21 protein-coding genes, 1 tRNA gene and 1 riboswitch are annotated in these 25443 nt (G+C 74.3%); of the genes, 15 read left to right on the forward strand and 7 right to left on the reverse strand.

The window, feature by feature from the left end; genetic code table 11:
- Positions 1-211: 211 nt before the first annotated feature.
- From ACFVUY_RS24925 to ACFVUY_RS24935, 3 genes are read left to right on the forward strand one after another with little or no spacing between them, the layout of a single operon-like run.
- Positions 212-1078, forward strand: coding sequence for an FAD binding domain-containing protein (locus ACFVUY_RS24925; RefSeq protein WP_355265826.1), 867 nt, complete (start codon positions 212-214; stop codon positions 1076-1078).
- Entirely contained in the window at positions 1075-2400 is a 1326-nt protein-coding gene (locus ACFVUY_RS24930) for a 2Fe-2S iron-sulfur cluster-binding protein (RefSeq protein WP_387733393.1), read from the forward strand. Before ACFVUY_RS24925 ends, ACFVUY_RS24930 begins: the two co-directional genes overlap by 4 nt.
- Positions 2397-4724, forward strand: coding sequence for a xanthine dehydrogenase family protein molybdopterin-binding subunit (locus tag ACFVUY_RS24935; RefSeq protein WP_387694884.1), 2328 nt, complete (start codon positions 2397-2399; stop codon positions 4722-4724). The genes ACFVUY_RS24930 and ACFVUY_RS24935 overlap by 4 nt, the downstream gene beginning before the upstream one ends.
- A gap of 106 nt (positions 4725-4830) precedes the next feature.
- On the opposite strand, the gene ACFVUY_RS24940 is transcribed toward ACFVUY_RS24935, so the two are convergent.
- Positions 4831-4902, reverse strand: a tRNA-Cys gene (locus ACFVUY_RS24940).
- A gap of 85 nt (positions 4903-4987) precedes the next feature.
- A riboswitch (guanidine-III (ykkC-III) riboswitch) is annotated at positions 4988-5053 on the forward strand.
- Between the two features lie 44 nt (positions 5054-5097).
- Here ACFVUY_RS24940 and ACFVUY_RS24945 point away from each other — a divergent pair.
- Positions 5098-5412, forward strand: coding sequence for a DMT family transporter (locus ACFVUY_RS24945; RefSeq protein WP_380545568.1), 315 nt, complete (start codon positions 5098-5100; stop codon positions 5410-5412).
- 136 nt (positions 5413-5548) lie between these two features.
- Positions 5549-6988 (forward strand): MFS transporter, encoded by a 1440-nt coding sequence (locus ACFVUY_RS24950; RefSeq protein WP_387733396.1) that lies wholly within the window; start codon positions 5549-5551, stop codon positions 6986-6988.
- Positions 6989-6991: 3 nt separating this feature from the next.
- On the opposite strand, the gene ACFVUY_RS24955 is transcribed toward ACFVUY_RS24950, so the two are convergent.
- On the reverse strand, positions 6992-8314 hold the full coding sequence (locus tag ACFVUY_RS24955; protein ID WP_387733398.1) for a hypothetical protein: 1323 nt from the start codon (positions 8312-8314) through the stop codon (positions 6992-6994).
- Between the two features lie 404 nt (positions 8315-8718).
- Between ACFVUY_RS24955 and ACFVUY_RS24960 the strand changes: the two genes are divergently transcribed.
- From ACFVUY_RS24960 to ACFVUY_RS24970, 3 genes are read left to right on the forward strand one after another with little or no spacing between them, the layout of a single operon-like run.
- Complete coding sequence (locus ACFVUY_RS24960) at positions 8719-9360, forward strand: class F sortase (RefSeq protein ID WP_380351913.1); 642 nt, start codon at positions 8719-8721, stop codon at positions 9358-9360.
- Positions 9357-10682 (forward strand): alpha/beta hydrolase, encoded by a 1326-nt coding sequence (locus ACFVUY_RS24965; protein ID WP_387694880.1) that lies wholly within the window; start codon positions 9357-9359, stop codon positions 10680-10682. The genes ACFVUY_RS24960 and ACFVUY_RS24965 overlap by 4 nt, the downstream gene beginning before the upstream one ends.
- A complete protein-coding gene (locus tag ACFVUY_RS24970) occupies positions 10649-13252 on the forward strand; it encodes a rhomboid family intramembrane serine protease (protein ID WP_387694879.1) in 2604 nt (867 codons plus the stop codon). The genes ACFVUY_RS24965 and ACFVUY_RS24970 overlap by 34 nt, the downstream gene beginning before the upstream one ends.
- Before the next feature lie 114 nt (positions 13253-13366).
- Here ACFVUY_RS24970 and ACFVUY_RS24975 read toward each other — a convergent pair whose 3' ends face one another.
- Positions 13367-13792, reverse strand: coding sequence for an SsgA family sporulation/cell division regulator (locus ACFVUY_RS24975; RefSeq protein ID WP_359904206.1), 426 nt, complete (start codon positions 13790-13792; stop codon positions 13367-13369).
- A gap of 312 nt (positions 13793-14104) precedes the next feature.
- Between ACFVUY_RS24975 and ACFVUY_RS24980 the strand changes: the two genes are divergently transcribed.
- The 3 genes from ACFVUY_RS24980 (at position 14105) to ACFVUY_RS24990 (ending at position 17786) form a co-directional block, all read left to right on the forward strand.
- Complete coding sequence (locus tag ACFVUY_RS24980) at positions 14105-15937, forward strand: DEAD/DEAH box helicase (protein ID WP_387694897.1); 1833 nt, start codon at positions 14105-14107, stop codon at positions 15935-15937.
- A 353-nt stretch (positions 15938-16290) separates the two neighbouring features.
- Positions 16291-16941, forward strand: a complete 651-nt coding sequence (locus ACFVUY_RS24985) for an IclR family transcriptional regulator (RefSeq protein WP_049654777.1) — start codon at positions 16291-16293, stop codon at positions 16939-16941.
- Positions 16942-16979: 38 nt separating this feature from the next.
- Positions 16980-17786 (forward strand): S16 family serine protease, encoded by an 807-nt coding sequence (locus ACFVUY_RS24990; protein ID WP_387694878.1) that lies wholly within the window; start codon positions 16980-16982, stop codon positions 17784-17786.
- 44 nt (positions 17787-17830) lie between these two features.
- Here ACFVUY_RS24990 and ACFVUY_RS24995 read toward each other — a convergent pair whose 3' ends face one another.
- Both ACFVUY_RS24995 and ACFVUY_RS25000 read right to left on the reverse strand, forming a co-directional pair.
- Positions 17831-18601 (reverse strand): IclR family transcriptional regulator, encoded by a 771-nt coding sequence (locus tag ACFVUY_RS24995; RefSeq protein ID WP_387694877.1) that lies wholly within the window; start codon positions 18599-18601, stop codon positions 17831-17833.
- Positions 18602-18754: 153 nt separating this feature from the next.
- Positions 18755-19333 carry an Lrp/AsnC family transcriptional regulator gene (locus ACFVUY_RS25000; protein ID WP_387694876.1) on the reverse strand — a complete coding sequence of 193 codons (579 nt, stop codon included), beginning with the start codon at positions 19331-19333 and terminating at the stop codon, positions 18755-18757.
- Positions 19334-19537: 204 nt separating this feature from the next.
- Here ACFVUY_RS25000 and ACFVUY_RS25005 point away from each other — a divergent pair, with 204 nt between their 5' ends.
- Positions 19538-20080, forward strand: coding sequence for a VOC family protein (locus tag ACFVUY_RS25005; protein ID WP_387733401.1), 543 nt, complete (start codon positions 19538-19540; stop codon positions 20078-20080).
- Positions 20081-20194: 114 nt separating this feature from the next.
- On the opposite strand, the gene ACFVUY_RS25010 is transcribed toward ACFVUY_RS25005, so the two are convergent.
- The gene (locus ACFVUY_RS25010; protein ID WP_387733404.1) at positions 20195-20746 is read right to left on the reverse strand and encodes a hypothetical protein; all 552 of its coding nucleotides are present in this window, start codon (positions 20744-20746) and stop codon (positions 20195-20197) included.
- Positions 20747-20880: 134 nt separating this feature from the next.
- Here ACFVUY_RS25010 and ACFVUY_RS25015 point away from each other — a divergent pair, with 134 nt between their 5' ends.
- The 3 genes from ACFVUY_RS25015 to ACFVUY_RS25025 all read left to right on the forward strand — a co-directional run bounded on the left by ACFVUY_RS25015 (position 20881) and on the right by ACFVUY_RS25025 (position 24766).
- Positions 20881-21585, forward strand: a complete 705-nt coding sequence (locus tag ACFVUY_RS25015) for a response regulator transcription factor (protein WP_359904192.1) — start codon at positions 20881-20883, stop codon at positions 21583-21585.
- Entirely contained in the window at positions 21582-23144 is a 1563-nt protein-coding gene (locus ACFVUY_RS25020) for a sensor histidine kinase (protein ID WP_387733407.1), read from the forward strand. Before ACFVUY_RS25015 ends, ACFVUY_RS25020 begins: the two co-directional genes overlap by 4 nt.
- Before the next feature lie 221 nt (positions 23145-23365).
- Complete coding sequence (locus ACFVUY_RS25025; RefSeq protein WP_387733410.1) at positions 23366-24766, forward strand: glycosyltransferase 87 family protein; 1401 nt, start codon at positions 23366-23368, stop codon at positions 24764-24766.
- A 140-nt stretch (positions 24767-24906) separates the two neighbouring features.
- Here ACFVUY_RS25025 and ACFVUY_RS25030 read toward each other — a convergent pair whose 3' ends face one another.
- Positions 24907-25323, reverse strand: coding sequence for an SsgA family sporulation/cell division regulator (locus tag ACFVUY_RS25030; RefSeq protein WP_097237712.1), 417 nt, complete (start codon positions 25321-25323; stop codon positions 24907-24909).
- Between the last annotated feature and the right edge of the window lie 120 nt (positions 25324-25443).

Genomic DNA, 25443 nt, shown 5'->3' on the forward strand with positions numbered 1-25443 from the left:
CCGGTATCAGTCCCAATCGGGCAGTCCCGTTCACCGGTCCCGAAATGATCATCGAGCATTGTGTGCCAGAGTTGCCCAACCCGGCCCGATCGCCCGTACCCTACGGGCCAGGCCGGGCTGCTGACGCAGGACAGTACGGCCGAAGGCCGGCGGGCGGCAGGCGATCGATGAGCAAGTGGAGCACGGTGGGACCCAGGTGAACCGGACGATCATGCTGCCGGCCTCCCTCGACGAGGCCGTCGACGCGCTGGCCGCCGCCCCGGCCGCGGTACCGGTGGCCGGAGCCACCGACCTGATGGAGGCCGTCAACGCCGGCCGACTGCGCCCCGCCGCCCTGGTCGGCCTCGGCCGCATCACCGAACTGCGCGGCTGGCGCTACGAGGACGGCGGCACCGCCGTGCTCGGCGCCGGACTCACCCACGCCCGGATGGACCGCCCCGACTTCGCGGCGCTCATCCCCGCGCTCGCCGACGCCGCCCGCACCGCCGGCCCGCCGCAGGTCCGCAACGTCGGCACCCTCGGCGGGAACATCGTCACCGCCGCCCCGGCCGGCGACACCCTCCCGGTGCTCACCGCGCTGGAGGCCAGCGTCACCCTGGCCCGGGCCGGGGGCACCCGCGAGGTGCCGGTCAGTCACCTGCTCACCGGGCTCGACCCGGTGCGCCCCGGTGAACTGCTCACCTGGGTGCGCGTCCCGCTGCTGCACGCCCCGCAGGTCTTCCTCAAGGCCACCGGCCGCAGCGGACCGGCCCGCGCCACCGCCTCCGTCGCCCTGGTCCTCGACCCGGCCCGGCGCTCGGTGCGCTGCGCCGTCGGGGCCGTCGCGCCGGTGCCGCTGCGCCCGCTGGAGGCCGAGGCCTGGGTGGCCGGCTGCATCGACTGGGACGGCAGCCGGGAGATCGACCCGGCCGCGACCGCCGCCTTCGGCGAGTACGTGGCCGCCGCCTGCGTCCCCGACAACTACGGCGCCGAGGGCGCCTGGGAGGCCGTGACCGAGGGGCCGACCGCGGCCGCGGTTCGGTTGCGGCGTACCGTATCGGTGCTGGCCCGACGGGCACTGGGAAGGGCGCTGAAGTGACCACAGACCCCATCGAGACCCTGGACGCCGACCCGCTTGGCCTCTCCCCGCAGGTCAGCCGCGAGCTGCGCCCGTGCGCCTCGTACACGCTGCGGGTCAACGGTTTCGAACGGCCCGTCACCGACGCGTGGATCGGCGAGAGCCTGCTCTACGTGCTGCGCGAGCGGCTCGGCCTGGCCGGCGCCAAGGACGGCTGCGAACAGGGCGAGTGCGGGGCCTGCTCGGTGCAGGTGGACGGCCAGCTGGTGGCCGGCTGCCTGGTGCCCGCCGCCCTGGCCGCCGACAGCGAGATCAGCACCGTCGAGGGCCTCTCCGCCGCCGGCGGCGCGAGCGCCGTCCAGCAGGCGCTGGCCGCCTCCGGCGCCGTCCAGTGCGGCTACTGCACCCCCGGCATGGCGATGGCGGTGCACGACCTGCTCCAGCGCAACCACCGGCCCACCGAGGTGGAGGCCCGTCAGGCGCTGTGCGGCAACCTCTGCCGCTGCACCGGCTACCGGGGCGTGCTGGCCGCCGTCCAGACCGTCGCGGACGCCCGCGCGGCGGAGGCCGAGGAGGCGGAGGAGGCCGCCGCGCTCGCCGAGGCCGCCGCGCAGGCCGCCGGGCCCGCTCCCGCGGGGCCGGCCGAGCCGGTCGCCGAACCGCCCGCCGACGTGCCGGTGGACGCGCCGGTCGAACCCGGGCAGGCCGTCGAGCCGCCGGTCTACGCCGACGCCGACGCCTGGATCGAGCACGTCCCGCAGCAGCCCGTCGAGGCCCACCCGGTCGCCCACCCCGCGGAGCAGTACCACCCGGAGCAGCACGCCGCCGAGCAGCACCACCCGGCGCAGCCCGCCGTGGAACAGCACGCCATGGAACAGCACGCCGTCGGGCAGGCCCCGGCCGGGCTGCCGTACGGCGGCCCCCAGGGCGGCTACGACACCGGCGTGTACGACACCACCGTGCTGGCCCCGATCCGGGACGACATCCCCGCCCGGATCCCCGCCCAGGCCGCCGACGACCAGGTGTACTACCCGCCGCAGGGCTACCCCGAGCAGCCGTACCAGGCCACCCCCGCGCACGGCACCTACGTGCCCTACCCGGACGGCCACCAGCAGCAGAACGGCTACGACACCGGGTACGACGCCCCGGTCTACGAGCCCACCCCCGCGCACGGGACCCCGCTGCCCGGCTCCGTCTACGACGGCACGCCGCCGCACGGCACCCCGTACGCCGCCCCGCACCCGCACGGTGCCCCGGCCGAGGGCGGCGCCCCGGCCGGTGTCCCGTACGGTGCCACCCCCGCCCACGGCATCCGGCTCCCCGAGGACGACCACGCATCATGACGTCGCCTACCGACATCGGCGCAGCACTCCAGCAGGACGGCGGCGAGGGCGGCGCACCGGAGCCGATCGGCCTGGGCAGCTCCCCGCTGCGCAGCGACGCGCTGCCCAAGGCGCTCGGCATCTACCCGTACGCGGCCGACCTGTGGGCCGAGGGGCTGCTGTGGGGCGCGGTGCTGCGCTCGCCGCACCCGCACGCCCGGATCCGGGGCATCGACACCTCGGCCGCGCTGGCGCTGCCCGGCGTGCACGCCGTGGTCACCGCCGCCGACCTGCCGCCCGGACCGGACGGCACCCCCGACGGCGCCCCGGCCGGGCCGATCGTCGCCGACCGGCCGGTGCTGGCCGCCGGCGTGGTGCGCCACCACGGCGAGCCGATCGCCGCGGTGGCCGCCGACCACCCGGACACCGCCCGGCTGGCGGTCGGCCTGATCGCGGTCGACTACGAGCCGCTGGAGGCCGTCACCGACCCGGAGCAGGCCTTCACCGCGCCGCCGCTGCACCCGGACGGCAACCTGTTCCGCCACCTGCCGCTGCGCACCGGGGACCCGGACGCGGTCGGCGAGATCGTCGTCGAGGGCCTCTACCAGGTCGGCCGGCAGGACCCGGCCCCGCTCGGCGCCGAGGCCGGGCTGGCCGTACCGCGCCCGGACGGCGGCGTCGAGCTGCACCTGTCCTCCACCGACCCGCACGGCGACCGCGACCGCACCGCCGCCTGCCTGGGCCTGGAGCCGGACCGGGTCCGGCTGGTGGCCACCGGCGTGCCCGGCGCCACCACCGACCGCGAGGACCTCTCGTTCCAGGTCACCCTGGCCCTGCTGGCGCTGCGCACCGGCCGCCCGGTGAAGATGACGCTCACCCGCGAGGAGTCCTTCCACACCCACACCTCGCGCCACCCCGCGCTCCTGCGCTACCGCCACCACGCCGACGCCGAGGGCACGCTGGTGAAGGTCGAGGCGCAGATCCTGCTGGACGGCGGCGCCTACGCGGACGTCTCCGCCGAGGCGCTGGCCGCCGCGACGGCCTTCTCGGCCGGTCCGTACGTCTGCCCGAACGTCTTCGTGGACGCCTGGGCGGTGCGCACCAACAACCCGCCGGCCGGCCGGATGCGCGGCGAGGGCGCCCTGCAGGCGTGCTTCGCGTACGAGTCGCAGCTGGACCAGCTGGCCGCCCGGATCGGCGTGGACCCGGTGGAGATCCGCCGCCGCAACGCGATGTCCACCGGCGACCCGCTGCCCACCGGTCAGGCCGTCACCTGCCCGGCGCCGGTGCGCGCCCTGCTGGACGCGGTCGCCGCCGAGCCGCTGCCGGCCCTGCCGGTGGACGACCCGGACGCCGAGTGGCTGCTGCCCGGCGGGCCCGGCGGCGCGGGCGACCCGGCGGCGGTGCGGCGCGGGATCGGCTACGCCGTCGGCATGGTGCACATGCTGGGCGCCGAGGGCGAGGACGAGGTCTCCACGGCGACCGTGCGGGTCAGCGGGGACCACGCCACGGTGATCTGCGCGGCGGTCGACGCCGGGCAGGGCTTCGCCACGCTGGCCCGGCAGATCGTGCAGACCGTGCTGGGCGTCAGCGAGGTCTACATCGCCCCGGCCGACAGCGACCAGTCGATCGCCGGGCCGTCCGCCCGCGGCCGGCACACCTGGGTCTCCGGCGGCGCCGTCGAGCGGGCCGCGCTGATGGTCCGCCACCAGCTGCTGCAGCCGATCGCGGCGAACTTCGGGATGTCGGCGGAACTGCTCCAGATCGCCGACGGCAAGATCACCTCGTACGACGGGGTGCTCGGCATGCCCGTCGCCGAGGCGCTGGAGGGCAAGGAGCTCTGGGCCACCGCGCAGTGCCGCCCGCACCCCACCGAGCCGCTGGACGAGGCCGGGCAGGGCGACGCCTTCGTCTCCATCTCGTTCTGCGCGATGCGTGCGGTGGTGGACGTGGATATCGAGCTGGGCGCCGTGCGGGTGGTCGAGATGACGGTCGCCCAGGACGTCGGCCGGGCGCTGAACCCGCGCCAGATCGAGGACCGGATCGAGGCGGGGGTGGCCCAGGGCGTGGGCCTGGCACTGCTGGAGGACCTGCGGACGGAGGGCGGGGTGCTGCTGAACCCCTCGCTCACCGGCTACCGGCTGCCCACCGCGCTGGACACCCCGGAGGTGCGGATCGCCGCGCTGCTGGAGGAGCGCGACGTGGTGGCCCCGTTCGGCGCGAAGGCGGTCGGGGCCGTGCCCGCGGTGGTCGCCCCGGCGGCCGTCGCCGCGGCCGTGCGCGCCGCCACCGGCCTGCCGGTCGGCCGGCTGCCGATCCGGGCGGAGGACGCCGTCACCGCCTGACCGGGGCTCCCGGGAAAGACCGGGGGGCTCTCGGGAAAGGCGTAACGCAGGGAAAGGAAATTGCCGGCCGACTTTCGGAGTCGACCGGCAATTTCCTTTTCCGGTGAGGCCATGGCGGGAATCGAACCCGCGTGCACCGCTTTGCAGACGGTTCCCTAAGCCACTCGGGCACACGGCCAGTGAATTCATAGTGGCCGATCCGGGGGAGAGGGGTCAATGCCCTTTTGTAAATTCTGTATGGCAAGGTGTGCTACCGTCGGGGACAGGTGGCGGTATTTCCGCCACCCCGGACGAGCGCGTCGTACCCGGTGACGACAAGACGGCGCAGTTCAGCGGCAATCCGGCCGCTGTGGACTGCGGAGGTAGCACCGTCATGGCCTGGCTCGTTCTGATCGTCTCGGGTGTCCTGGAGACCATTTGGGCGGTCGCCCTGGAATCGTCCAAGGGCTTCACCCGCCTCGTTCCCAGCCTCGTCTTCGGCATCGCACTGCTGTTCAGCATGGGCGGCCTGGCGTACGCGATGCGCACCATTCCGATCGGAACCGGCTACGCCGTCTGGGTGGGCATCGGAGCGGTCGGCACCGCGGTCTACGGCATGGCCGTCCTGGGGGATCCGGTGACCATGGCCCGGATCGCCTGCCTGCTGCTGATCGTCTCCGGCGTGGTGGGCCTCAAGGTGCTGCACTGACCTCCGCACTGACCTCCGCCGCGGTCCGGGCCGGGGGCCCGTCCTGGGTCCCGGGCCTGTCCTAGGGCCTGCGACCGAGGAGATCACCGACCGGGGTCAGGGGTCATCGGGGCAGACGGCTCTTACGATGTTACGTATGACCACTGCCTCCCCCACCTCGGTCGACCCCGTACCGATACCCCTCGACGACGACCCCGGTGGTGGGGTCCTCGGCGGCCGCTACCGTGCGCTGACGCTGGGGATCGTCTCGGTGGTCCTGGTGATCGCCTTCGAGGCGACGGCCGTCAACACCGCGATGCCGACCGCCGCCCGCCAGCTGAACGGGCTCGGGCTGTACGCGTTCGCCTTCTCCGGCTACTTCACCACCACCCTGTTCGCCCTGGTCGTCTCCGGCCAGTGGTGCGACCGGAGCGGCCCGCTGCGGCCGCTGTTCAGCGGCATCGCCGTGTTCGGCGTGGGGCTGGTGGTGTCCGGGACGGCACCCGGGATGTGGGTGTTCGTGGCCGGGCGGGCCGTCCAGGGCCTCGGTGGCGGGCTGGTGATCGTCGCCCTGTACGTGGTGGTCGGCCGGGCCTACCCGGAGCGGCTGCGGCCCGCGGTGTTCGCGGCCTTCTCCTCGGCCTGGGTGCTGCCCTCGATCATCGGTCCGCTGGTCTCCGGGGCCGTCACCCAGCACCTGGGGTGGCGCTGGGTGTTCCTGGCCGTGCCGGTGCTGATCCTGCTGCCGCTGGCCGTGATGGGCCCGGCACTGGCCCGCTCCGAGCGCGAGCACCCGGTGGCCAGGGGCGCGGCCTTCGACCGCCGTCGCACCCTGCTGGCCGCGATGGCGGCGGTCGGCGCCGGCCTGCTGCAGTACGCGGGCCAGCGGCGCGACCTGATCGGGTTGGTCCCCGGGATCGCCGGGGCGGCGTTGCTGGTGCCGGCGGTCCTCGGCCTGCTGCCGGCGCGGACCCTGCGGGCCGGCCGGGGACTGCCGGCCGTGATTCTGCTGCGCGGGGTGGCCGCGGGGGCGTTCTTCGCGGCCGAGGCCTTCATCCCGCTGATGATGACCACCCAGCGCGGGCTCTCGCCGACGCTGGCCGGCCTGACCCTGACCAGCGGCGGCCTCACCTGGGCGCTCGGCTCCTGGCTCCAGGGCCGGCCCGGGGCGGAGCGCTACCGCACGGTGATGATCCGGGGCGGCTTCGTGCTGACCGCGGTGGCGATCTCGGGTGCCGCGCTGGTGCTGTTCCCGGCGGTGCCGGCCTGGGCCGCGTCGGTGGCCTGGGGTGTCGGCGGCGTCGGGATGGGGATGGCGATCGCGAGTGTCAGCGTGCTGATGATGAAGCTCTCCACGCCGGAGGACGCCGGGGCCAACTCGGCCGCGCTCCAGATGAGCGACGCGCTGGGCAATGTGCTGCTGACCGGTCTGGCCGGGGTGATGTTCGCGGCGCTGGGCGGCGGCTCGCTCGCCGCCGCCCACGGGGGCGGCGGGGAGGCCGGCTCGCCCGGCGCCTTCGCGGTGATCCTGCTGTCGATGGCCGGGGTGGCGCTGCTCGGCGCGGTGCTCTCCGGGCGGGTGCGGACGAAGGCCTGACGGTCAGCCGGCGGTGGCGCCGGCAGGGGCCGTGGCAGGGGCCGTGGCGGGGGGCGCGGCCCCCGCCGGGGCGCCGAGGAAGGCCTCCCAGCCGCCGGCCGGGGACTGCCCCGGGGCGAGGGTCTGGAGCTTGCGCAGCACCGCCGGGTCCTGGGCGTCCAGCCAGTCGACCAGCTGCCGGAAGGAGACCAGCCGGACCTCCGGCTTGTCCGCGATGGTCCTGAGGACGTCCTCGACGGCGTTCATGTAGATGCCGCCGTTCCACTCCTCGAAGTGGTTGCCGATGACGTACGGCGCCCGGTTGCCGTTGTAGGTGCGGTCGAACCCCATCAGGTAGGCGTCGCGGGCCTGGGTCTGGAAGCCGGGGTGGAGCGCCGGGTCGGCCTTGGTGTTGGGGCCGCACTGGTTGTACATGATGTTGTAGTCCATCGAGAGCACCTGGAAGGTGTGCCCGGGGAACGGGATGGACTGCAGCGGGAGGTCCCACAGCGCGCCGCCCTGGATCTTCTGCGGCCACACCTGGGTGCCGTTGCCGCTGCTGTCGTAGCGCCAGCCGCGCCTGACCGCGGTGGGCAGCAGGTTGCGCTGGCCCTCCAGGCAGGGGGTGCGGCTGCCGATCAGCTCCTTGCGGTAGTCGAAGGGCAGCGCGGGCAGGTCGGTGAAGCCGGTGTTGGTGCGCCAGTTCGTCACGAAGTCCATCGCCTGCTGGATCTCGCTGTCCCACTCCTCCGGGGACCACGCGCCGACGCCGGTGGAGCCGCAGAAGTGGCCGTTGAAGTGGGTCCCGATCTCGTGGCCCTCCAGCCAGGCCGCGTGCACGTTCTCCAGGGTGTCGCGGATGTGCTGGTCGCTGAGGTAGCCGATGTCGGAGGCGCCGGCCTTGTGCTGCGGCGGGCGGTAGAGGTCCTTCTTGGACTCGGGCAGCAGGTAGAGGCCGCTGAGGAAGAAGGTCATCTTCGCGTCGTGGTCCCGGGCCAGCCGGCGGAAGCGGGCGAACAGGCCGTTGTCGAGCTCGCCGGCGCCGTCCCAGGAGAAGACCACGAACTGCGGCGGGCGCTGGCCGGGCTGCAGCCGGTCGGGGACGGGCTGGTGCGGCTGGGCGCCGGTGTCCGAGGTGGAGCCGTCACCGATCAGGACCGGCTGCGGCCGGGGGAGCGGGGCCGGGGCCGGAGTGGCGCCCTGCTCGTCGGCCGCTGCGGTGGCCGGCGCGGTGCTGCCCGTCGCCCGCTCCTCGCCGGTGGCGTGGTTGCTGCCGCACCCGGCCGCCAGGGTGGCGGCGGTGGCGGCGCCGGCCGTCAGCAGGGTGCGGCGTGAGAGGGCTTCCATGGTCACTCCGTTCGTGGGGCGTGCGGGCGGCGTGCGGGAGTGCGGAGTCCGGTCGGACAAGTGGGTGATACAACCCGTAACCGGGTCAGCATGGCACGAGGGCGGGGCCGGTCGAAGAGGCGCAGCGCGAGCTTGTGAGTGATCGCTCGAACGACGCAACCGATCGGGTCCGTTGAACCGTCGGTAGCTCGTGTCGGGCCTGCACCCGCGGCGATCGTGCGCGGGGGGCGGTCGTCGCGCTCCGCGACCGGGCGCCCACGCGGCGCAGAAAAGAGGCCGTCCGCCCTGCCGATCGGCGGGTGCCGGTACGACCGTCGTATGGACGTGCCTTACAGTCCGTTCCGGTTGAATTGTTCCCAGGAAACTCCCAGGAAGAGGGGTTCCGTCGGCAGAGGGGAGCGCCCATGGGCGTCCAGCAGAGCAGGGGCCCGTGGCCGGGCACCCTGGCGGCCGGGGCCGCGCTGGTCCTCGGTGCCTGGCTGCTGCACGACGGAGGTTCGTCGCTGCCGCCCGCGCCGGGGGCCGGCCAGGCCCAGGCCGGGATCGCGCCGGTCTCGATCGTGCCGCCGCTCGGCCCGTCCGCGCCGACCCGGATCCGCATCCCGGCGGTGCGGCTGGACGCCCCGGTCACCGCGCTCGGGCTGGACGGCGCCGGACGTCTCCAGACCCCGCCCGAGGCGGACCGCAACCTGGCGGGCTGGTACCGCGGCGGGGCCAGCCCCGGTCAGCGCGGCACCGCGATCCTGGCAGGACACGTCGACAACAAGGCCGGCCCCGCGGTCTTCTATCATCTGGGCGCGCTCCGTCGCGGGGATCGGATCGAGATCGCCCGGGCGGACGGCGCCACCGCCGTCTACCAGCTCTACGCCATCGAAGTGCACGACCGAAAGGACTTCCCGGACGACCGGGTCTATCGTCAGGCCGCTGACGCACAGCTGCGGGTCATCACCTGCGGCGGTTCGTACAGTGAGGAACACGGCTACGACGGCAACGTCGTCGCCTACGGTTTCCTGGCCGACACCACCCCGCCGGGCAAAGCCGCATGACCACGCTGACCCTTGCCTCCCGCTGGAACCCGATCGACTGGCCGCTCACCGAGGGCCTGATCCCGCACGCCGTGCTGGCGGCAGGCTGGGCGGCGCTGTTCGCGCTAGCCATCGGCCGCGGCCGCAGCTGGTGGCGGGTCCGCCTACCCGCCGCGCTGTTCACCGCGGCCGCGCTCAGCTGGCTGCTGGACGTGGTCGTCGACGGCTGGTGGCACCCCTTCCCCGAGGGCACTCCCCGGTACGTCACCTGGTGGATAGCCGTCGCCCTGCTCGGGCTCTGCCTGGTCGGCTACCGACTGCGCCGGCTCACCTGGCGGCGCCGGGGGCTCGCGCTGGGCCTGAGCGGCCTGGTGCTGCTGATGTCCTCCTCCGAGGTCAACATCGGCTTCGGCCAGTTCCCGAGCGGGCGCGTGATGCTGGCGCCCTGGCTGACCAGGACCGACGGGCTGGTCGCCACCAAGGCGGGCCAGATCATGAGCGCCCCGCCCGGCAAGTCGCTGGAGGAGGTCTGGAAGCCCCCGGCGGACCTGCCCGAGAAGGGCACCGTCTCGGTGGTGCCGATCCCCGGTACCAGGTCGGGCTTCAAGGCCCGCGACGCGTACGTCTACCTCCCGCCCGCCTACCAGGCCACCCCGCGGCCGCTGCTGCCGGTGGTCGTGATGATCACCGGCCAGCCCGGCGTCCCGGGGGACTGGGTGCTCTCCGCGCAGATCAACGAGGCGCTGGACGCCTTCGCCGCGGACCACGGCGGCCTCGCGCCGATCGTGGTGATGCCCGATCAGCTCGGCTCCACCTGGGCCAACACGCTCTGCCTCGACTCCAAGATCGCCAAGACCCAGACGTACCTGGCCGTGGACGTGCCGGACTGGGTCCACCAGAACCTCCAGGCCGCGACCGGCCGCACCGCGTGGGCGATCGGGGGCGCCTCGATGGGCGGCACCTGCGCCCTCCAGCTCGGCGTCAACGCGCCCGACGTGTACGGCACCGTCCTCGACATGTCCGGGCAGGAGGAACCGACCCTGGGCAGCCGGGAACAGACCGTCAAGGCCGCCTTCGGCGGTGACGAGAAGAAGTTCGACGCGGTCGATCCGCTCCAGGTGATGGCCCGCAGGAAATTCCCGGACACCAACGTCGCGTTGGTCGTCGGCGAGACCGACGAGGAGTTCAGACCGCAGATGGAGAAGGTCTACCGGGCCGCGCAGGCGGCCGGAATGAAGTCCAAGTTCGACCTGATGCCGGGTGGCCACGGCTGGGTCGTCTTCCGCCCCGGCATCGTCCAGCAGCTCCCGTGGCTCGCCCAGCAGACCGGGCTGACGCGGTGACCGGGGCGGGGACCGCGCTGGCCACCGTCGGCGAGCAGCGCAAGCCGGGGCCGGACGCGGAGCGCACGGCCGAGCGCGGTACCGACCGGGCCCCGGTCACCCGCACCGCGGAGCCGCGCCCGCAGCGGGTCCGGCGGGCGGCCAGGGCGCTCGGCTCCCGGCTGCGCTCGGCGCCGCTGACGCTGACCCTGCTGGCCGGGCTCTGGCTGCTCGGCGCGGCCACCGGGAGCCTGGGCCACGGCCCGTCCGACCGGCTGCTGGACCGGGCCGGGATCGGCCTGCCCACGCTGGCCGAGGGCCACTGGTGGACGCCGGTCACCTCGATGTTCTGGTGCTCCGGCAGCGGCTCGTACGTGTTCACCAGCCTGCTGCTGCTCCTGGTCGGCCCGGCCGCCGAGCACCGGCTCGGGCGGCCGCGCACCCTCGCGGTGCTGGTCGGCGGGCAGGTCGTCGGCACCCTGCTGGGCACCGCGCTGGTCGCCTTCGGCTCCTCGGCGGGGGAGCAGTGGACCGCCTCGGTGGCCGACCAGATCTCGGTCGGCCCCGGCGTCGGCGTGTTCGCGCTGGCGGGGGTGCTCGGGTACCGGCTCACCGTGCTCTGGCGCCGCCGGCTGCACCTGCTGGTGCTGCTCGTCCCGCTGGTGATGACGCTGTACGTGGGCCACCTGCAGAGCGTCCAGCGGTGCGCCGCCGCGCTGGCCGGGCTCGGCCTGGGCGCGCTGGTCAGCCGGGGCCGCCCGCACCTGCGCACGCACCGCTCCTCGCACTCCGAGACCCGGGTGCTGGTCGCGCTCTGCCTGGTCGCCGCCGCCTTCGGGCCGCTGCTCGCCTCGCTGTACGACAACGCCAGCGGACCGTTCAACACCTTCTCCGAGCTGTACTTCTCGCACCGGCTCAGCCCGGACGAGGTCGCCGACTTCTGCGCGCTGTCGGCGCACGACTGCGCCCGCGCGCACGCCGTCGTGCGGATCTTCGACACCCCGGGCCGGATGATGGCCGCGCTCTTCCCGGCGCTGCTGCTGGTGCTCGCCGAGGGGCTGCGCCGGGGGCTGCGGCTGGCCTGGCTGGTCACCGTGGCCACCGAGCTGCTCTGGGCGGCGCTGCTGTGCTGGCTGTACCTGGACGCCGGGCCGGTGAGCCGGGACGTGGTGCAGTACTTCGTCGAGGCGCTGCTGCTGCCGCTGCTGACCACCGCCCTGCTGGTGGCCACCCGCAAGCGCTTCCCGCTGCGGCTGTCCGGCAGCTCGGTGCGCCGGCTGGCCCTGGTGCTCGGCGGCGCGGCGTTCGCCTCCGCGGCCACCTACGTGGGGGTCGGGCGGCTGGCGGCCGGGGAGTTCGAGCCGGGGGCGACCGCCCGCCGGCTGGTGGCCGGGCTGCCGGCCCAGTTCCTGCCGCCCGCGTACAACGACCTGCTGCCGGACTACCCGATCGCGGTCGGGCCGGTGGCGCGTTTCCTGGAGACGTACTGCGGGCTGGCGTTCTGGGCGGTCGCGCTGGCCGTGCTGCTCTCCGTCTTCCGCCGTCCGGTGCTGCACACCGACGCGGCGGCGGCCGGCCGGGCGAGGGCGCTGCTGACCGAGCACGGCGGCGGGACGCTCTCGTTCATCGCCACCTGGGACGGCAACCACTACTGGTTCGACGAGCAGGGCCGGGCGGCCGTCGCCTACCGGGTGGTGGGCACCGTCGCGCTGACCACCGGCGACCCGTTCGGCGCGCCGGAGGACCGCGCCGGGGCGGTGGCCGGCTTCGCCCGGTACTGCGACGCGCGCGGCTGGACGCCGTGCTTCTACAGCGTCTGCGGCGAGACCAGGGACGCCGCCGCGCAGCTCGGCTGGCGCTCGCTGCAGGTCGCCGAGGACACCGTGGTGCCGCTGCCCGAGCTGGCCTTCACCGGCCGCAAGTGGCAGGACATCCGCACCGCCCTCAACAAGGCCGGCAAGCAGGGCATCTCCGCGGAGTGGTGGGCGTACCACGAGGCGCCGCTCGCCCTGCGGGAGCAGATCCGGGCGATCTCCGAGGAGTGGGTCTCCGAGAAGGGCCTGCCGGAGATGGGCTTCACGCTCGGCGGCCTGGCGGAGCTGGACGACCCGGACGTGCGGGTGCTGATCGCGGTGGACGAGCAGCGGGTGGTGCACGGGCTGACCAGCTGGATGCCGGTGTACGAGGACGGTGTGCCGGTCGGCTGGACGCTGGACTTCATGCGCCGGCGCTCGGACGGCTTCCGCGGCGTCAGCGAGTTCCTGATCGCCTCGGCCGCGCTCGGCTTCAAGGAGGAGGGCGCGCGCTTCCTGTCGCTGTCGGGCGCGCCGCTGGCCCGCACCGGGCAGGACGAGGAGCCCACCGGGCTGCAGCGGATGCTGGACTGGATGGGCAAGGTGCTGGAGCCGGTGTACGGCTTCCGCTCGCTGCTGGCCTTCAAGGCGAAGTTCCAGCCGGAGTACCGGCCGATGTACATGGCGTACCCCGACCCGGCCGCGCTGCCCGGCATCACCCGGGCGATCGGCAAGGCGTACCTGCCGCACCTGACGGCGGCCCAGGGCGTCCGGCTGATGCGCAAGCTCTCGAGCTGATCCGCCCCGAGGCGGGCGGGCGACCGCACGGGCTTCCCGGGCCCCGGACCCGGGTTGCCGCCGGCGGACGCGGGTGGCCGGAAGCGCGGGGGCGCTTCCGGACGCCACCGCCCGTCAGCCGAGCAGCTGGGCGAGCGCGCGGTCGGCGTCCAGGTGCAGGTGCTCCTCGCCCTCGGGGACGAGCAGCCGGCTGCGCCACAGGAAGCGGCGCAGGTCGGTCGTGTCGAACTGGAGCAGCGCGGTGCCCTCGGGGGCCCGCAGCTCGACCATGGTGCGCCGGCCGACCGCGGGCCGGACGTGGACGTCGCCGACGCCGGCCGGCAGCTCGATGCCGGCCGAGAGCAGCTGGCGCGCGAAGATCCAGACGATGTCCTCGGAGTCCCGGCGTTCGGCGGGCTCGTCCAGCGAGAACTCGGCGGGGAAGGCCATCCGGACGGCCAGCGGGTCCTCCGGCAGGTAGGAGAGCACCACCCGCAGCCGGACCGAGCGGTGGGGGGAGAGGATCAGACGGGCCTGGACGGGCTCTTCGACGGTGCGCACGGGTGGGTCCCTTCGGTTCGGTGCGAGGCCGCGGTGCGGCAGGTGGGGTCGGTGCGGCCTCACCCTGGTGAGAGTCCCGGGACGGGTGGCGATTACCGGGTTTCACGAGATATCGAATGTGATCCGGGTCACATCGATTTCCGGCCGTGCGGGCCGGGCGCGGCGCCTCGCCCGGAGGCCCGAACGGCGTCGGACCCGGTACGCTGGGCGGGTTGCCCGATCGCCGCCCGACCGCGGGGCGAGGCCGCTAAACCGCCTCTGACCTGCGATGATCCCCCCTCGGAGACCGTGAGTACTGCCGCCGCCTCCTCGATGCCGCTGTTCTCCGACGCACCGGAGTCGCAGGCGCCCGCCCGATCCGCCGGCCATGGCGCGCCCGCCGGTTCGCACCACCTCTCCCCGGCCTTCCCGGGCCGCGCCCCGTGGGGCACCGCGGGCAAGCTGCGGGCCTGGCAGCAGGGTGCGCTGGACAAGTACATCGAGACGCAGCCGCGCGACTTCCTCGCGGTCGCCACCCCGGGCGCAGGCAAGACCACCTTCGCGCTCACCCTGGCCTCGTACCTGCTGCACAACCACCTGGTGCAGCAGGTGACCGTCGTCGCGCCGACCGAGCACCTGAAGAAGCAGTGGGCCGAGGCCGCCGCGCGGATAGGCATCAAGCTGGACCCGGCGTACTCCTCCGGGCCGCTGTCCCGGGAGTACCACGGCATCGTGGTCACCTACGCGGGCGTCGGGGTCAACCCGATGCTGCACCGCAATCGGACCGAGGCCCGCAAGACCCTCGTGATCATGGACGAGATCCACCACGCCGGTGACTCCAAGTCCTGGGGCGAGGCCTGCTTCGAGGCCTTCGAGCCGGCCACCCGCCGACTGGCGCTGACCGGTACGCCGTTCCGCTCCGACACCAACCCGATCCCGTTCGTGGCGTACGAGGCGGGCGGCGACGGCATCCGCAAGTCCGTCGCCGACTACACCTACGGCTACGGGCACGCGCTGGCCGACCACGTCGTCCGCCCGGTCATCTTCCTCAGCTACAGCGGCAACATGCGCTGGCGCACCAAGTCCGGCGACGAACTGGAGGCCCGGCTCGGCGAGCCGATGACCAAGGACCTGATCGCCCAGGCCTGGCGCACCGCGCTGTCCCCGCAGGGCGAGTGGATCCCGGCCGTGCTCCAGGCCGCCGACCGGCGCCTCACCGAGGTCCGCAAGGCGATCCCGGACGCCGGCGGGCTGGTCATCGCCACCGACCAGAACGTGGCCCGGGCCTACGCCAAGATGCTGCGCGAGATCAGCGGCGAGAAGGTCACCCTGGTGCTCTCGGACGAGGCCGAGGCGTCCAAGCGGATCTCCGACTTCGCGGAGGGGACCTCGCGCTGGATGGTCGCCGTCCGCATGGTGTCCGAGGGCGTCGACGTGCCCCGGCTCAGCGTCGGGGTGTACGCGACCTCGATCTCCACCCCGCTGTTCTTCGCCCAGGCCGTCGGCCGCTTCGTGCGCGCCCGCAAGCGCGGCGAGACCGCCTCCGTGTTCCTGCCGACCATCCCGCTGCTGCTGGGCTTCGCCAACGAGATGGAGCTCCAGCGCGACCACGTGTTGGACCGGCCGAAGAAGGAGGGCGAGGGCCTCTTCGACGAGGAGGACCGGCTGCTCGCCGAGGCCGAACGGGCCAACGACGGCCCGGACGGCGCCGGCGGCGAGGAGTTCTCCTACGAGGCGCTGGGCTCCGACGCGGTCTTCGACCGGGTGCTGTACAACGCCATGGAGTTCGGCATGCAGGCCCACCCGGGGAGCGAGGAGGAGGAGGACTACCTCGGCATCCCGGGCCTGCTGGAGCCGGACCAGGTGCAGATGCTGCTCCAGAAGCGCCAGCACCGGCAGATCCAGCGCAGCAAGACCAAGCCCGCCGAGGAGGCCGACCTGCTGGAGCTGCCGGCCGAGCAGCGGCCGGTGGTCACCCACCAGGAACTGCGGGAGCTGCGCAAGGAGCTGAACGCGCTGGTCGCCGCCTGGCACCACCGCACCAGCCAGCCGCACGGCACCATCCACAACGAGCTGCGCCGCCAGTGCGGCGGGCCGCTCACCGCGCAGGCCACCGTCAACCAGCTGAACGCGCGGATCGCGAAGATCCGGGAGTGGGCCAAGTAGCGGAGCCGCGGGCGCGCCCGGCCGTCGGAGCGGGGGCGCGTCCGGTCATCGGACCGGGGGCGCTCCCGCACTCCGACACACCCGGCGAATCGCGGGGGTTTGTCCGGAATTCGAGCCAGTGTTGAAGTTGATCACGCCCGAATTTTGGACAACCACTTCCGTCGCGTCATTTCCTTCACTACCTTTCCCCCACGCTCTTCCGCCGGGCAACCCCCGCGGGACGGCGTCGCGGGGCCGTGCGCGTCAAGGACGACGCCGTGCGGCCCGAGCGCGGCCACCCCCACCTGCGCGCGACACCGACCTTGGAACGGCGCCGCCCGCCCCGCGAGCGCCGCGGAAAGGATTGCCCCGTCGTGACTGCCGAGACCTCCCAGACCCTGGACCGCGGCGTCCGGGTCCTCAAGCTCCTCGCCGACTCCGAGCGAGGGCTCACCGTGACCGAGCTGGCCGCCCGGCTGGCCGTCAACCGGACGGTGGTCTACCGGCTGCTGGCCACCCTGGAACAGCACGGCCTGGTCCGCCGGGACATCGGCGGGCGCGCCCGGGTGGGCCTCGGCGTGCTGCGCCTCGCGCACCGGGTGCACCCGCTGCTGCGCGAGGCCGCGCTGCCGGCCCTGCGCAGCCTCGCCGAGGACCTCGGCGCCACCGCCCACCTGACCCTGGTGGACGGCAACGAGGCGCTGGCCGTCGCCGTGGTCGAGCCCAGCTGGACCGACTTCCACGTCGCCTACCGGACGGGCCTGCGCCACCCGCTCACCGAGAGCGCGGCCGGCCGGGCGATCCTGGAGGCGCGCACCTTCCCCAGCCAGCGCCGGCCCGAGCAGGGCTTCGTCATCACCCGTGCGGAGGAGCAGTCCGGGGCGAGCGGGGCGGCCGCCGCACTGGTCGGGCTGAGCGGCATCGAGGGCAGCGTCGGCGTGGTGATGCTGAACGGCATGGTGCCCGAGCGGGTCGGCCCCCGGGTGGTGGAGGCGGCGACCGAGGTGGCCGACGCCCTGAGGTAGCGCCCGCACACGGTGTCGGGTGTGTTTGGATTCCCCTTGTGTCCGACACCAAGCTCCCCAAGGCCCTCACCACCCCGCGGACCCGCGCGCTCGCGCTGTGCGGGGTGCTGGTCACCGCGCTGTTCGGCGTGGCCGCCTTCGTTCCGCTGCCGTACACCCTCACCTGGCCGGGCCTGACCGCGGACACGCTGGGCTCGTACCAGGGCAAGCCGGTGCTCACCATCACCGGGGCGCCGCTGCGCACCACCGAGGGCGAGCTGCGGATGGTCACCATCACGGCGACCAACCCGGGGCAGAAGAACACCTTCTGGCGCTCGCTGCAGGCGTGGTTCGACCCCAAGGAGGCGGTGCGCCCGACCGAGACGGTCTACCCGGAGAGCAACCCGGTGAAGGCCGACGAGGCGACCGCCCAGCAGATGGCCGAGTCGCAGGACGCCGCCACCGCGGCCGCGCTGGGCTACCTCCACCTGTCGCCGGACCAGGTGAAGGTCAAGGTCGACCTGGGCGAGGTCGGTGGGCCGAGCGCCGGCCAGATGCTGGCGCTGGGCATCGTCGACAAGCTGGCCGGCGACGGCAAGGGCGGCGACCTCACCGGCGGGCTCACCGTCGCCGGCACCGGCACCATCGACAAGGACGGCACCGTCGGCCCGGTCGGCGGCGTCCCGCTGAAGACGCAGGCGGCCGCCCGGGACGGCGCGACGGTGTTCCTGCTGCCCAAGGACGAGTGCGCGGACGCCAAGGTGAACACCCCGGCGTCGCTGCGCCTGGTGCCGGTCGGCACCCTCGCCGAGTCGGTCTCGGCCCTCCAGGCGCTGAGGAGCGGCGGCAGCGTCCCCTCCTGCTGACCGGGCGCCGCCCCTCCCGCACGGGGCCGGCCCGGTCGGCGGGGTCAGATCCCGAAGGCCATCTCGGCGAAGTCCTCGCCCACCCGGGTGCTCAGCCGGGCGGCGATCCCGGCCAGCCGGTGGGCCTGGGCCATCGGCAGGGAGACCGAGATCGCGCCGATGCCGGTGCCCGCGACGACCGGTACCGCCGCACCCGCCGTGCCGAGCGCGTACTCCTGGAACTGGGTGATCGGGACGGCCCGCCGCGGGCCCTGGCGCGGCAGCAGCGGCAGGCAGGCCGGGTCCCGCAGGGTGTACGGGGTGAACGGCACCATCGGGTGGCGGGCCAGGTGGGCCCGGCGCTCCTCGGCCGTCATCAGGGCCAGCAGGGTCTTGCCGGCCGCGTGGGCGTGCGCGCCGGACCGAAAGTCGTGCCGGTCGACCAGCGGCGCGCCGGGGGCCTCGGCGGCCTCGACCAGTTCCACCTCGCCGTGCCGGTACCAGGTGAAGTAGACGGCGGCGGACAGTTCGTCGGCGAGCACGCCCAGCAGCGTCCGGAGCCGGGCCCGGCCGGTCGCCGGGCCGTCGTCCCGGATCAGCCCGGCGACCGCGGGGCCGGTCCGGTAGAGCCCGCTGCGGCGTTCCAGGTAGTGGTCGTGCACCAGGGTGCGCAGCAGGTGGTAGGCGGTGCCCAGGGCGAGATCGGTGTCCCGGGCGAGCTGCTTGGCGGTGGCGCCCTTGGGGTAGCGGGCGGCCGCCTCCAGCAGGCGCAGGGCGCGCTGGGCGGAGGCGATGAGGGTGGGGGCGGTACCGACGGCCGCGACCGCGTTCGTCATGCCGGGGCCGACCCGGCGCGGGGCGCGGCTGCCGCGGGTATCAGCGGACCGGAGGGCGGCGCGAGAGGTAGTAGAACGTTCATACAGAAATCTTGCGGCCGTCGGCGCCTCACGCATATGCCCGAATCGGCGCGTCGGACCGATCCGATCCTCCTACTCGGCGGCGGCCTGGTCGACCAGCGGCAGGATCCGGTACGGCACCGGGTTCTCCAGCACGATCGCCGTGGACGAGCGGACGATCCCGTCGAAGCCCAGCACCCGGTCGATCACCCGCTGCAGATCGGCGTTGGACCGGGCCACGATCCGCACCAGCATGTCCCCGATCCCGGTGATGGTGTGCAGCTCCAGCACCTCCGGCACGCTCGCCAAGTGCGCCCGCACGTCCGCGCCCTGGCCCTGGGAGATCTCCAGCGTGGCGAAGGCCGTCACCGGGTAGCCGATCGCCGCCGGGTCCACCTCTGGGCCGAAACCGCCGATCACGCCCTTGGCCTGGAGCCGGTCCAGCCGGGCCTGCACGGTGCCCCGGGCGACCTGCAGCCGGCGCGAGCACTCCAGCACCCCGATCCGGGGCTCCTCGGCGAGCAGCCGGATCAGCCGGCCGTCCAGGATGTCGATGGTGTCGTTGGTGCTGCCCGCCGGGGCGGCGGACGGGCCTTGCGGGGCGGCGGAAGATCCCTGCGGAGCGGCGGAGTTGGGCGAGCCGGGGGAGCTCGGGACGTGAGCGGGGGGCATCGACGGCACCGTCCTGTGGTGGGCATTCTGTACAGCGGCGCGGCCGATTCTCCCGTTCCGGGGCACAGCTTGACCAGGAGGAAACGGAACAGTTGCGCGCAGGTCGGACCGGCGCCACCCTCCAGCCACACCCCCGTGCGCAGGGCCCCACCCCCGGTGCCCGGGACGGCCAGGATGGTCCGTACGCCTACCGGGAGGGCAGTCATGACCGACACCGCCGCCGAACCCGTCCTGTTCGGGGCCGGCCTCGCACCGGACCCCGCGGAGGAGGGGCCGCTGCCGATGGGCCGCGCCGACGCGGTGGTCTTCGCGGTCGCCGACGCCGAGCGGGCGGCCCGCCGCTACTGCGCCGCGCTCGGGCTGCGCTGTACCGCGTACGCCGGGCCGATGACCGGGGACCCGGAGACCCTCTCGTACGTGCTCGCCGCGCCGGGCACGCGGATCGTGCTCACCTCCCCGGTGCGGACCACCGGCCCGCGCGGCCGGGAGCTGACCGCGTACCTCGACCGGTACGGGGACGGGGTGCTGGACCTCACGGTGAGCGTGCCGGACGTCTACTACGCCTACGACTACGCGGTGGACCGGGGCGCGCTGTCGCTGGCCGAGCCCTACGAGGCGCGGGACGACTACGGCGCGGTGGTGCTGGCCACCATCGGCGTGCCGGGCGGGACCAGGCACACGCTGGTGGACCGGGCGGGGTACGTGGGGCCGTACCTGCCGGGGTACGTGCCGTGCGACGGTTTCTGACGGCGCCCCCCGTGCGACCGTCCGCTGTCCGACCGCTCGCGGTGCGACGGCCGGGGGTGCCGCCGCCCGTCGCCTGACGGGGTGTCGGGGTGTCGGGGCGTCGGGGTCCGCGCGTCAGCGGACCACGGTCTCCACGATCGGCGCGTGGCCGTTCCAGGAGGCGAAGACCGAGTTGGCCTCGTCGCCGCGGGTGAAGTCGACCCGCAGCCACTGGCCGTCGGTCCACACCTGCATCTGCCAGCCCGGGTCCGGGGCGGCGGACACCAGGGTGGCCCGGTCCGGCTTCAGGTCCAGCGCGACCTTGCCGCCGGGGATCGGGTAGCTCTTCACCGTGGACGTCGCGGCGGCGGTGGGGGCGGGCCGGCGGCCGGGCGACGCGGCGGTGCCGGCGGGAGCCGGGCCGTGCGGGGCGGTGGTGGCGGCAGCGGTGGTGGTCGGGGAGGCCGCCGGGGAAGGGGGCGTGGACGGTGCGGTGGAGCGCGGCTGGTCCGGCGTGGCGGGCGCGGAGTGCGGCGTGCCCTCGGCCTTCGGGGAGGGCAGCGCGATCGCCGTGGGCTGCTCGAACGCGGCGCCGGTCAGCACCGCGTGCACGCCGAGCCAGGACAGCGCCACCGCCGCCCCGGTGGCCGCCGCCCAGGCGCCGAGCTGTACCAGTCCGTTCCGCATCGTCCGCACATCCTGCCGTATTTCCAAACGGATGGAGACCGGCACCCCCGGTATTCGGCAGGGCAGTTGCACAATGTCCGGACCCACCCCCGAGGTACAGACCACTGACCGGCGATGGCGTACCGTGCAGGCCCATGGCAACAGTGCTCGTGGTCGAGGACGACCCCTTCGTACGCTCCGCCCTCATCCGCCACCTGACCGACACCGGTCACGCGGTCCGCAGCGTGGGCACGGCTCTGGAGGCGCTGCGGGAGGTCGCCCAGGTCGGCTGCGACCTGGTGATCCTCGACCTCGGACTGCCCGACCTGGACGGCAGCGAGGCGCTCAAGATGATCCGGGGCCTGACCAATGTGCCGGTGATCATCTCCACCGCCCGGGACGACGAGGCCGAGATCATCCGGCTGCTCAACGACGGCGCCGACGACTACTTGGTGAAACCTTTCTCCGGGGAGCACCTCAGCGCCCGGATGACCGCCGTGCTGCGCCGCTTCGGCAGCGGCGCGGCGCCCGTCGCCCAGGTGCTGCGGGTCGGCGGACTGGCCATCGACCTCCAGCGGCGGGAGGCCGCGCTGGACGGGAGCCCGCTCGACCTGACCCGCCGTGAGTTCGACCTGCTGGCCTTCCTGGCGGCCCGGCCCGGCGTGGTGGTGCCCCGCAAGGAGATCCTCGCCGAGGTCTGGCAGCAGACCTACGGCGGCGACCAGACCATCGACGTCCACCTCTCCTGGCTGCGCCGCAAGCTCGGCGAGACCGCCTCCAACCCCCGCTACCTGCACACCGTCCGGGGCGTCGGGGTCCGGCTGGAAGCCGTCGGGGGCGCGGCGGAGCACCGGACATGAGGCGGTTCGGGCGCTCGCTGCGCTGGGCCCTGATCAAGGCCGCCGTCGCCGGGACCACCATGGTCGCGCTGGCCTTCCTGATCCCGCTCGGACTGATGGTCCAGCAGACCGCACGGGACCGGGCTTTCACCGCCGCCGAGCGGCAGGCCGCGGCGCTCGGGCCGGCCCTGGCGATCACCACCGACGAGGACGCGATCACCCGGGCGCTGGCCAGTACGGACGCCGGCGGGCAGGGGCGGATGGCGGTGCACCTTCCGGCGGCCGGGCAGCCCGCCGGGGCGGGTGGCGGCGGCGGGAGTGGAGCCGGCGGCGGGAGCGGCGGGGGCGGAGGCGGCGGCGACGTGGCCCACGCCGTCGAGGGCGACGGAGCCGGGCCGGGCGGAGGCGGCCCCGGGACGGCGGCCGCCGGGACCGGCGAGCCCGGGGGCCCGATGCTGGGGGAGGGGCGCGCCACCACGGCCGACGTGGCCACGGCCGGCGGGCAGGGCCGCTCCTTCACCGTGAAGGTGCCCGGCGGGTACGCCCTGCTCCAGCCCGTCGCGGTGGACACCGGGCGGACCGCGGTGGTCGAGGTGTTCGTGGCCGAGAGCGACCTCACCCGCGGCGTCGCCACGGCCTGGCAGGTGCTCTCCGCCGTGGCACTCGGCCTGGTCGCCATCTCGGTGCTGGTCGCCGACCGGATGGGCAGCCGCATCGTCGCCTCCGCGCGCAAGCTCGCCGCCGCCGCCCGCTCGCTCGGCGCCGGGAACCTCTCCGTGCGGGTCCCGGTGGAGGGCAAGCAGGTCGAGGGCAGCCCCGAGGAACTGCGCGAGGCCGGCCACGCGTTCAACACCATGGCCGACCGGGTGGTCCAACTCCTCGCTGCGGAACGGGAACTGGCCGCCGACCTGTCGCACCGGCTGCGCACCCCGCTGACCGTGCTGCGGCTCAACGCCGCCTCGCTCGGCGAGGGAGACGCGGCCGACGCCACCCGGCACGCGGTCGCCCAGCTGGAGCGCGAGGTCGACCAGATCATCCGCTCGGCCCGCCGCGCCCCCGAGGACGCGCCCGCCGTCGCCGTCGGCTGCGACGCCGCCGAGGTGATCCGGGAACGGGTCGCCTTCTGGTCGGCGCTCGCCGAGGACGAGGGGCGCCGCTGGCAGCTGGCCGGCGCCGAGCGGGCGGCGCCGGTGCCCGTCCAGCGCGGGGACCTCGCGGCCGCCGTCGACGCGCTGCTCGGCAACGTCTTCCGGCACACCTCCGTCGGGACCGCCTTCTCGGTGGACGTGCTCGCCAGCGACTGCTCGGTGATCGTGCTGGTCGGCGACGCCGGGCCGGGGTACAGCGACCCGGCCGCCGCCCTCAAGCGCGGCGAGGGGCACGGCGGCGAGGGCTCCACCGGCCTCGGCCTGGACATCGTCCGCAAGCTCGCCGAGTCCACCGGCGGGGACGTCGCGCTCGGCCGCTCCGCGGTGCTCGGCGGCGCCGAGACCCGGCTGCGGCTGCGCACCGGGCCCCAGGAGGCGGAGCCCGCGCGGGGCGGACGGCGGCGGAGCCGGGGTGCGCTGTTCCAGAGGTGAGGGGCGACCGCCGTCCGGGTTCCCGCCGTCAGGGTTCAGGCCGTCCCGGTTCCCGCGGTCCCGGTTCAGGCCGTTCGGGTTCCGGCCGTTCGCGCTCCGCCCGCGCCGGAGTGCGGCCGGTCAGAGCCGCTTTGTCACACTGAGTAGTTGATCGTGTCCGATTCCGTTCGGACGGCATCCGGTATCGTCGCTGGTTGGCCGAGCCGTGGACGGAGTGGACAGTGACAGCGGTGCAAGACGAGCGCAGCCCGGTGCGGACCGCACCCGACCCCTCGCCCGCCCCCCTGTCGGACCGGCTGCGCCGGGCCCTCGGCGCCCCCGTCCGGGCGTTGCGCGAGGCTCCCCGGCGTCCGCTGCTGGCGGCCTCCGCCGTGGCGCTGCTGTCCCTGCTGGTGTACGCGGTGGTCCGCCACTTCGTCCACACCTCGATGGTGGACATGATCGTCTACCGGGCCGAGGGCGCCGCCGTGGCCAACGGCACCGACCTGTACGCGCTGCGCGTCACCGAGTGGAACCTGCCCGCGACGTACCCGCCGTTCGCGGCGATGCTGTTCGTCCCGACCACCTGGTTCCCGGTGCCCTTCCTCCGGGTCGCGATCACTCTCGGCAACGTCGGGCTGCTCGCCCTGCTGACCCACCTGTCCTTCAAGCTGGTCGGCTGGCCGCGCCGCGAGCTGCGGCCGATCGGCGTGATCCTGGCGACCGGCCTCGGGGTCTGGCTCGAACCGGTCTTCACCACGCTCCGCTACGGCCAGATCAACCTCGCGCTGGCCTGCCTGATCCTCTGGGACCTCACCCGTGCGGACGGGCGGCGGAGCAAGGGCGTGGCGATCGGCATCGCCGCCGGCATCAAGCTCACCCCCGGCCTGTTCGCGGTCTACCTGCTGATCACCGGTCGGATCCGGGCCGCCTTCGTGGCGGGCCTCACCTTCCTCGGCACCTTCCTGCTCGGCGCGCTGGTCCTGCCGGACGCCACCTGGGGCTTCTGGACCAAGTACCTCTACGACTCCTCCCGGGTCGGCAAGACCTGGATTGTCGACAACCAGTCGATGCGCGGCGCCTTCGCCCGCCTGCTGCACAGCGCCGATCCCGGCACCGTCGCCACCCTCGGGGCCGGCCTGATCGCGCTGGCGGGCCTCGCGGTCTCCGCCTGGGCCGCGCGCAGCGGCCGCTGGCTGCCCCGGGCCGAGGCCTGGGGCGTCTGCTGCGCGGCCGTCACCGCCGTCCTGATCTCGCCGATCAGCTGGACCCACCACTGGGTCTGGTGCGTGCCGATGCTCGTCCTGCTCGCCGCCGAGGCCTCGGTCGAGCACGCCCGCCCGGCCGGCGTCCGCCGGCTGCGCTGGCGGGTCGTCTTCTGGGCCACGCTGGTCGCGTTCCTGTCCTTCGCGATGTGGGCCGCGAAGCCGGTCGGCCTGGCCGTCCTCGACATGTCACCGTGGCGCCAGCTGCCGACCTCGGTCTATCCGTGGGTCGGACTCTGCTTCCTGCTCGCCGCCGCCGTCCGGATAAGGGCCCGACGGCGTTCGGCCGGCGCGCCGCTGGTCCGGCTGCCCGGACAGCGGGACGCCGGAGGGCCGGACACCGCCCGCGATCGTCAGCAGGCCCCCGCGGCCCGCTGAGCCGGCGGGGGCGCCGCTCCTGCTTCCCGGCTCCCGTTGCCGCCGTTCGTCCTTGCGGGCGTGGTCGCGTTCCTGGGGGTGTTCGTCCGGGTGCTGATGCTGATGCCGGTGTACGAGCCGGTGCACGCTGCGGCGCATGCCTAGGCGAGCAGTTCGGCGAGCGAGCCGTCCATGTCCAGCGCGGCCAGCTCGCTGCCCGGCGGAACCAGCCGGTGCGCCCGCTCCAGCCAGGCCGCGACGGCCGGCAGCGGGGCCTCCAGCAGGGCGTCCCCGGCGGGCGAGCTCAGTGCCAGACAGAGCACGCTGCGCCGACCCGAGCGGGTCGGCCAGATCCGCACGTCACCCTGGCCGCACGGGCGGAAGGTGCCCTCGACCAGCAGCTCGCGGGCGAACACCCAGGTCACCGGCGAACCGGTGTCCAGGTGGAAGGTGATGTACACCGCGTACGGGTCGTGGCTGCCGTAGGACAGCCGGGCCGGGACGGGGACGCTGTGCTCCGGCGAGAGCACCAGGTTGAGCTCCAGCTCGTGCTCGACGACGCTGACGGGACGCTCCATGATCGTCTTCCTCTCTGCCTTCGGGCGGTGCCCGGTTCCGGGCCCCTGTGACCTTTGAGAGGGCGGTCCGCACCGGCTCTTACACACGTTTCCGGGATTTCTTCGGGAAGTTTGGTGAGG

The organism is Kitasatospora sp. NPDC058063 (assembly GCF_042885395.1).
In the GTDB taxonomy this organism is placed as follows: Bacteria; Actinomycetota; Actinomycetes; order Streptomycetales; family Streptomycetaceae; genus Kitasatospora; species Kitasatospora lactacystinica.

What these genes read in the sequence shown, in the direction of transcription:
- ACFVUY_RS24925 (WP_355265826.1), top strand. Translation starts at nt 212, where the DNA reads ATGCTGCCGGCCTCCCTCGACGAGGCCGTCGACGCGCTGGCCGCCGCC.
- ACFVUY_RS24935 (WP_387694884.1), top strand. Translation starts at nt 2,397, where the DNA reads ATGACGTCGCCTACCGACATCGGCGCAGCACTCCAGCAGGACGGCGGC.
- ACFVUY_RS24945 (WP_380545568.1), top strand. Translation starts at nt 5,098, where the DNA reads ATGGCCTGGCTCGTTCTGATCGTCTCGGGTGTCCTGGAGACCATTTGG.
- ACFVUY_RS24950 (WP_387733396.1), top strand. Translation starts at nt 5,549, where the DNA reads ATGACCACTGCCTCCCCCACCTCGGTCGACCCCGTACCGATACCCCTC.
- ACFVUY_RS24955 (WP_387733398.1), bottom strand. Translation starts at nt 8,314, where the DNA reads ATGGAAGCCCTCTCACGCCGCACCCTGCTGACGGCCGGCGCCGCCACC.
- ACFVUY_RS24960 (WP_380351913.1), top strand. Translation starts at nt 8,719, where the DNA reads ATGGGCGTCCAGCAGAGCAGGGGCCCGTGGCCGGGCACCCTGGCGGCC.
- ACFVUY_RS24965 (WP_387694880.1), top strand. Translation starts at nt 9,357, where the DNA reads ATGACCACGCTGACCCTTGCCTCCCGCTGGAACCCGATCGACTGGCCG.
- ACFVUY_RS24980 (WP_387694897.1), top strand. Translation starts at nt 14,105, where the DNA reads ATGCCGCTGTTCTCCGACGCACCGGAGTCGCAGGCGCCCGCCCGATCC.
- ACFVUY_RS24995 (WP_387694877.1), bottom strand. Translation starts at nt 18,601, where the DNA reads ATGACGAACGCGGTCGCGGCCGTCGGTACCGCCCCCACCCTCATCGCC.
- ACFVUY_RS25000 (WP_387694876.1), bottom strand. Translation starts at nt 19,333, where the DNA reads ATGCCCCCCGCTCACGTCCCGAGCTCCCCCGGCTCGCCCAACTCCGCC.
- ACFVUY_RS25005 (WP_387733401.1), top strand. Translation starts at nt 19,538, where the DNA reads ATGACCGACACCGCCGCCGAACCCGTCCTGTTCGGGGCCGGCCTCGCA.
- ACFVUY_RS25010 (WP_387733404.1), bottom strand. Translation starts at nt 20,746, where the DNA reads ATGCGGAACGGACTGGTACAGCTCGGCGCCTGGGCGGCGGCCACCGGG.
- ACFVUY_RS25015 (WP_359904192.1), top strand. Translation starts at nt 20,881, where the DNA reads ATGGCAACAGTGCTCGTGGTCGAGGACGACCCCTTCGTACGCTCCGCC.
- ACFVUY_RS25020 (WP_387733407.1), top strand. Translation starts at nt 21,582, where the DNA reads ATGAGGCGGTTCGGGCGCTCGCTGCGCTGGGCCCTGATCAAGGCCGCC.
- ACFVUY_RS25030 (WP_097237712.1), bottom strand. Translation starts at nt 25,323, where the DNA reads ATGGAGCGTCCCGTCAGCGTCGTCGAGCACGAGCTGGAGCTCAACCTG.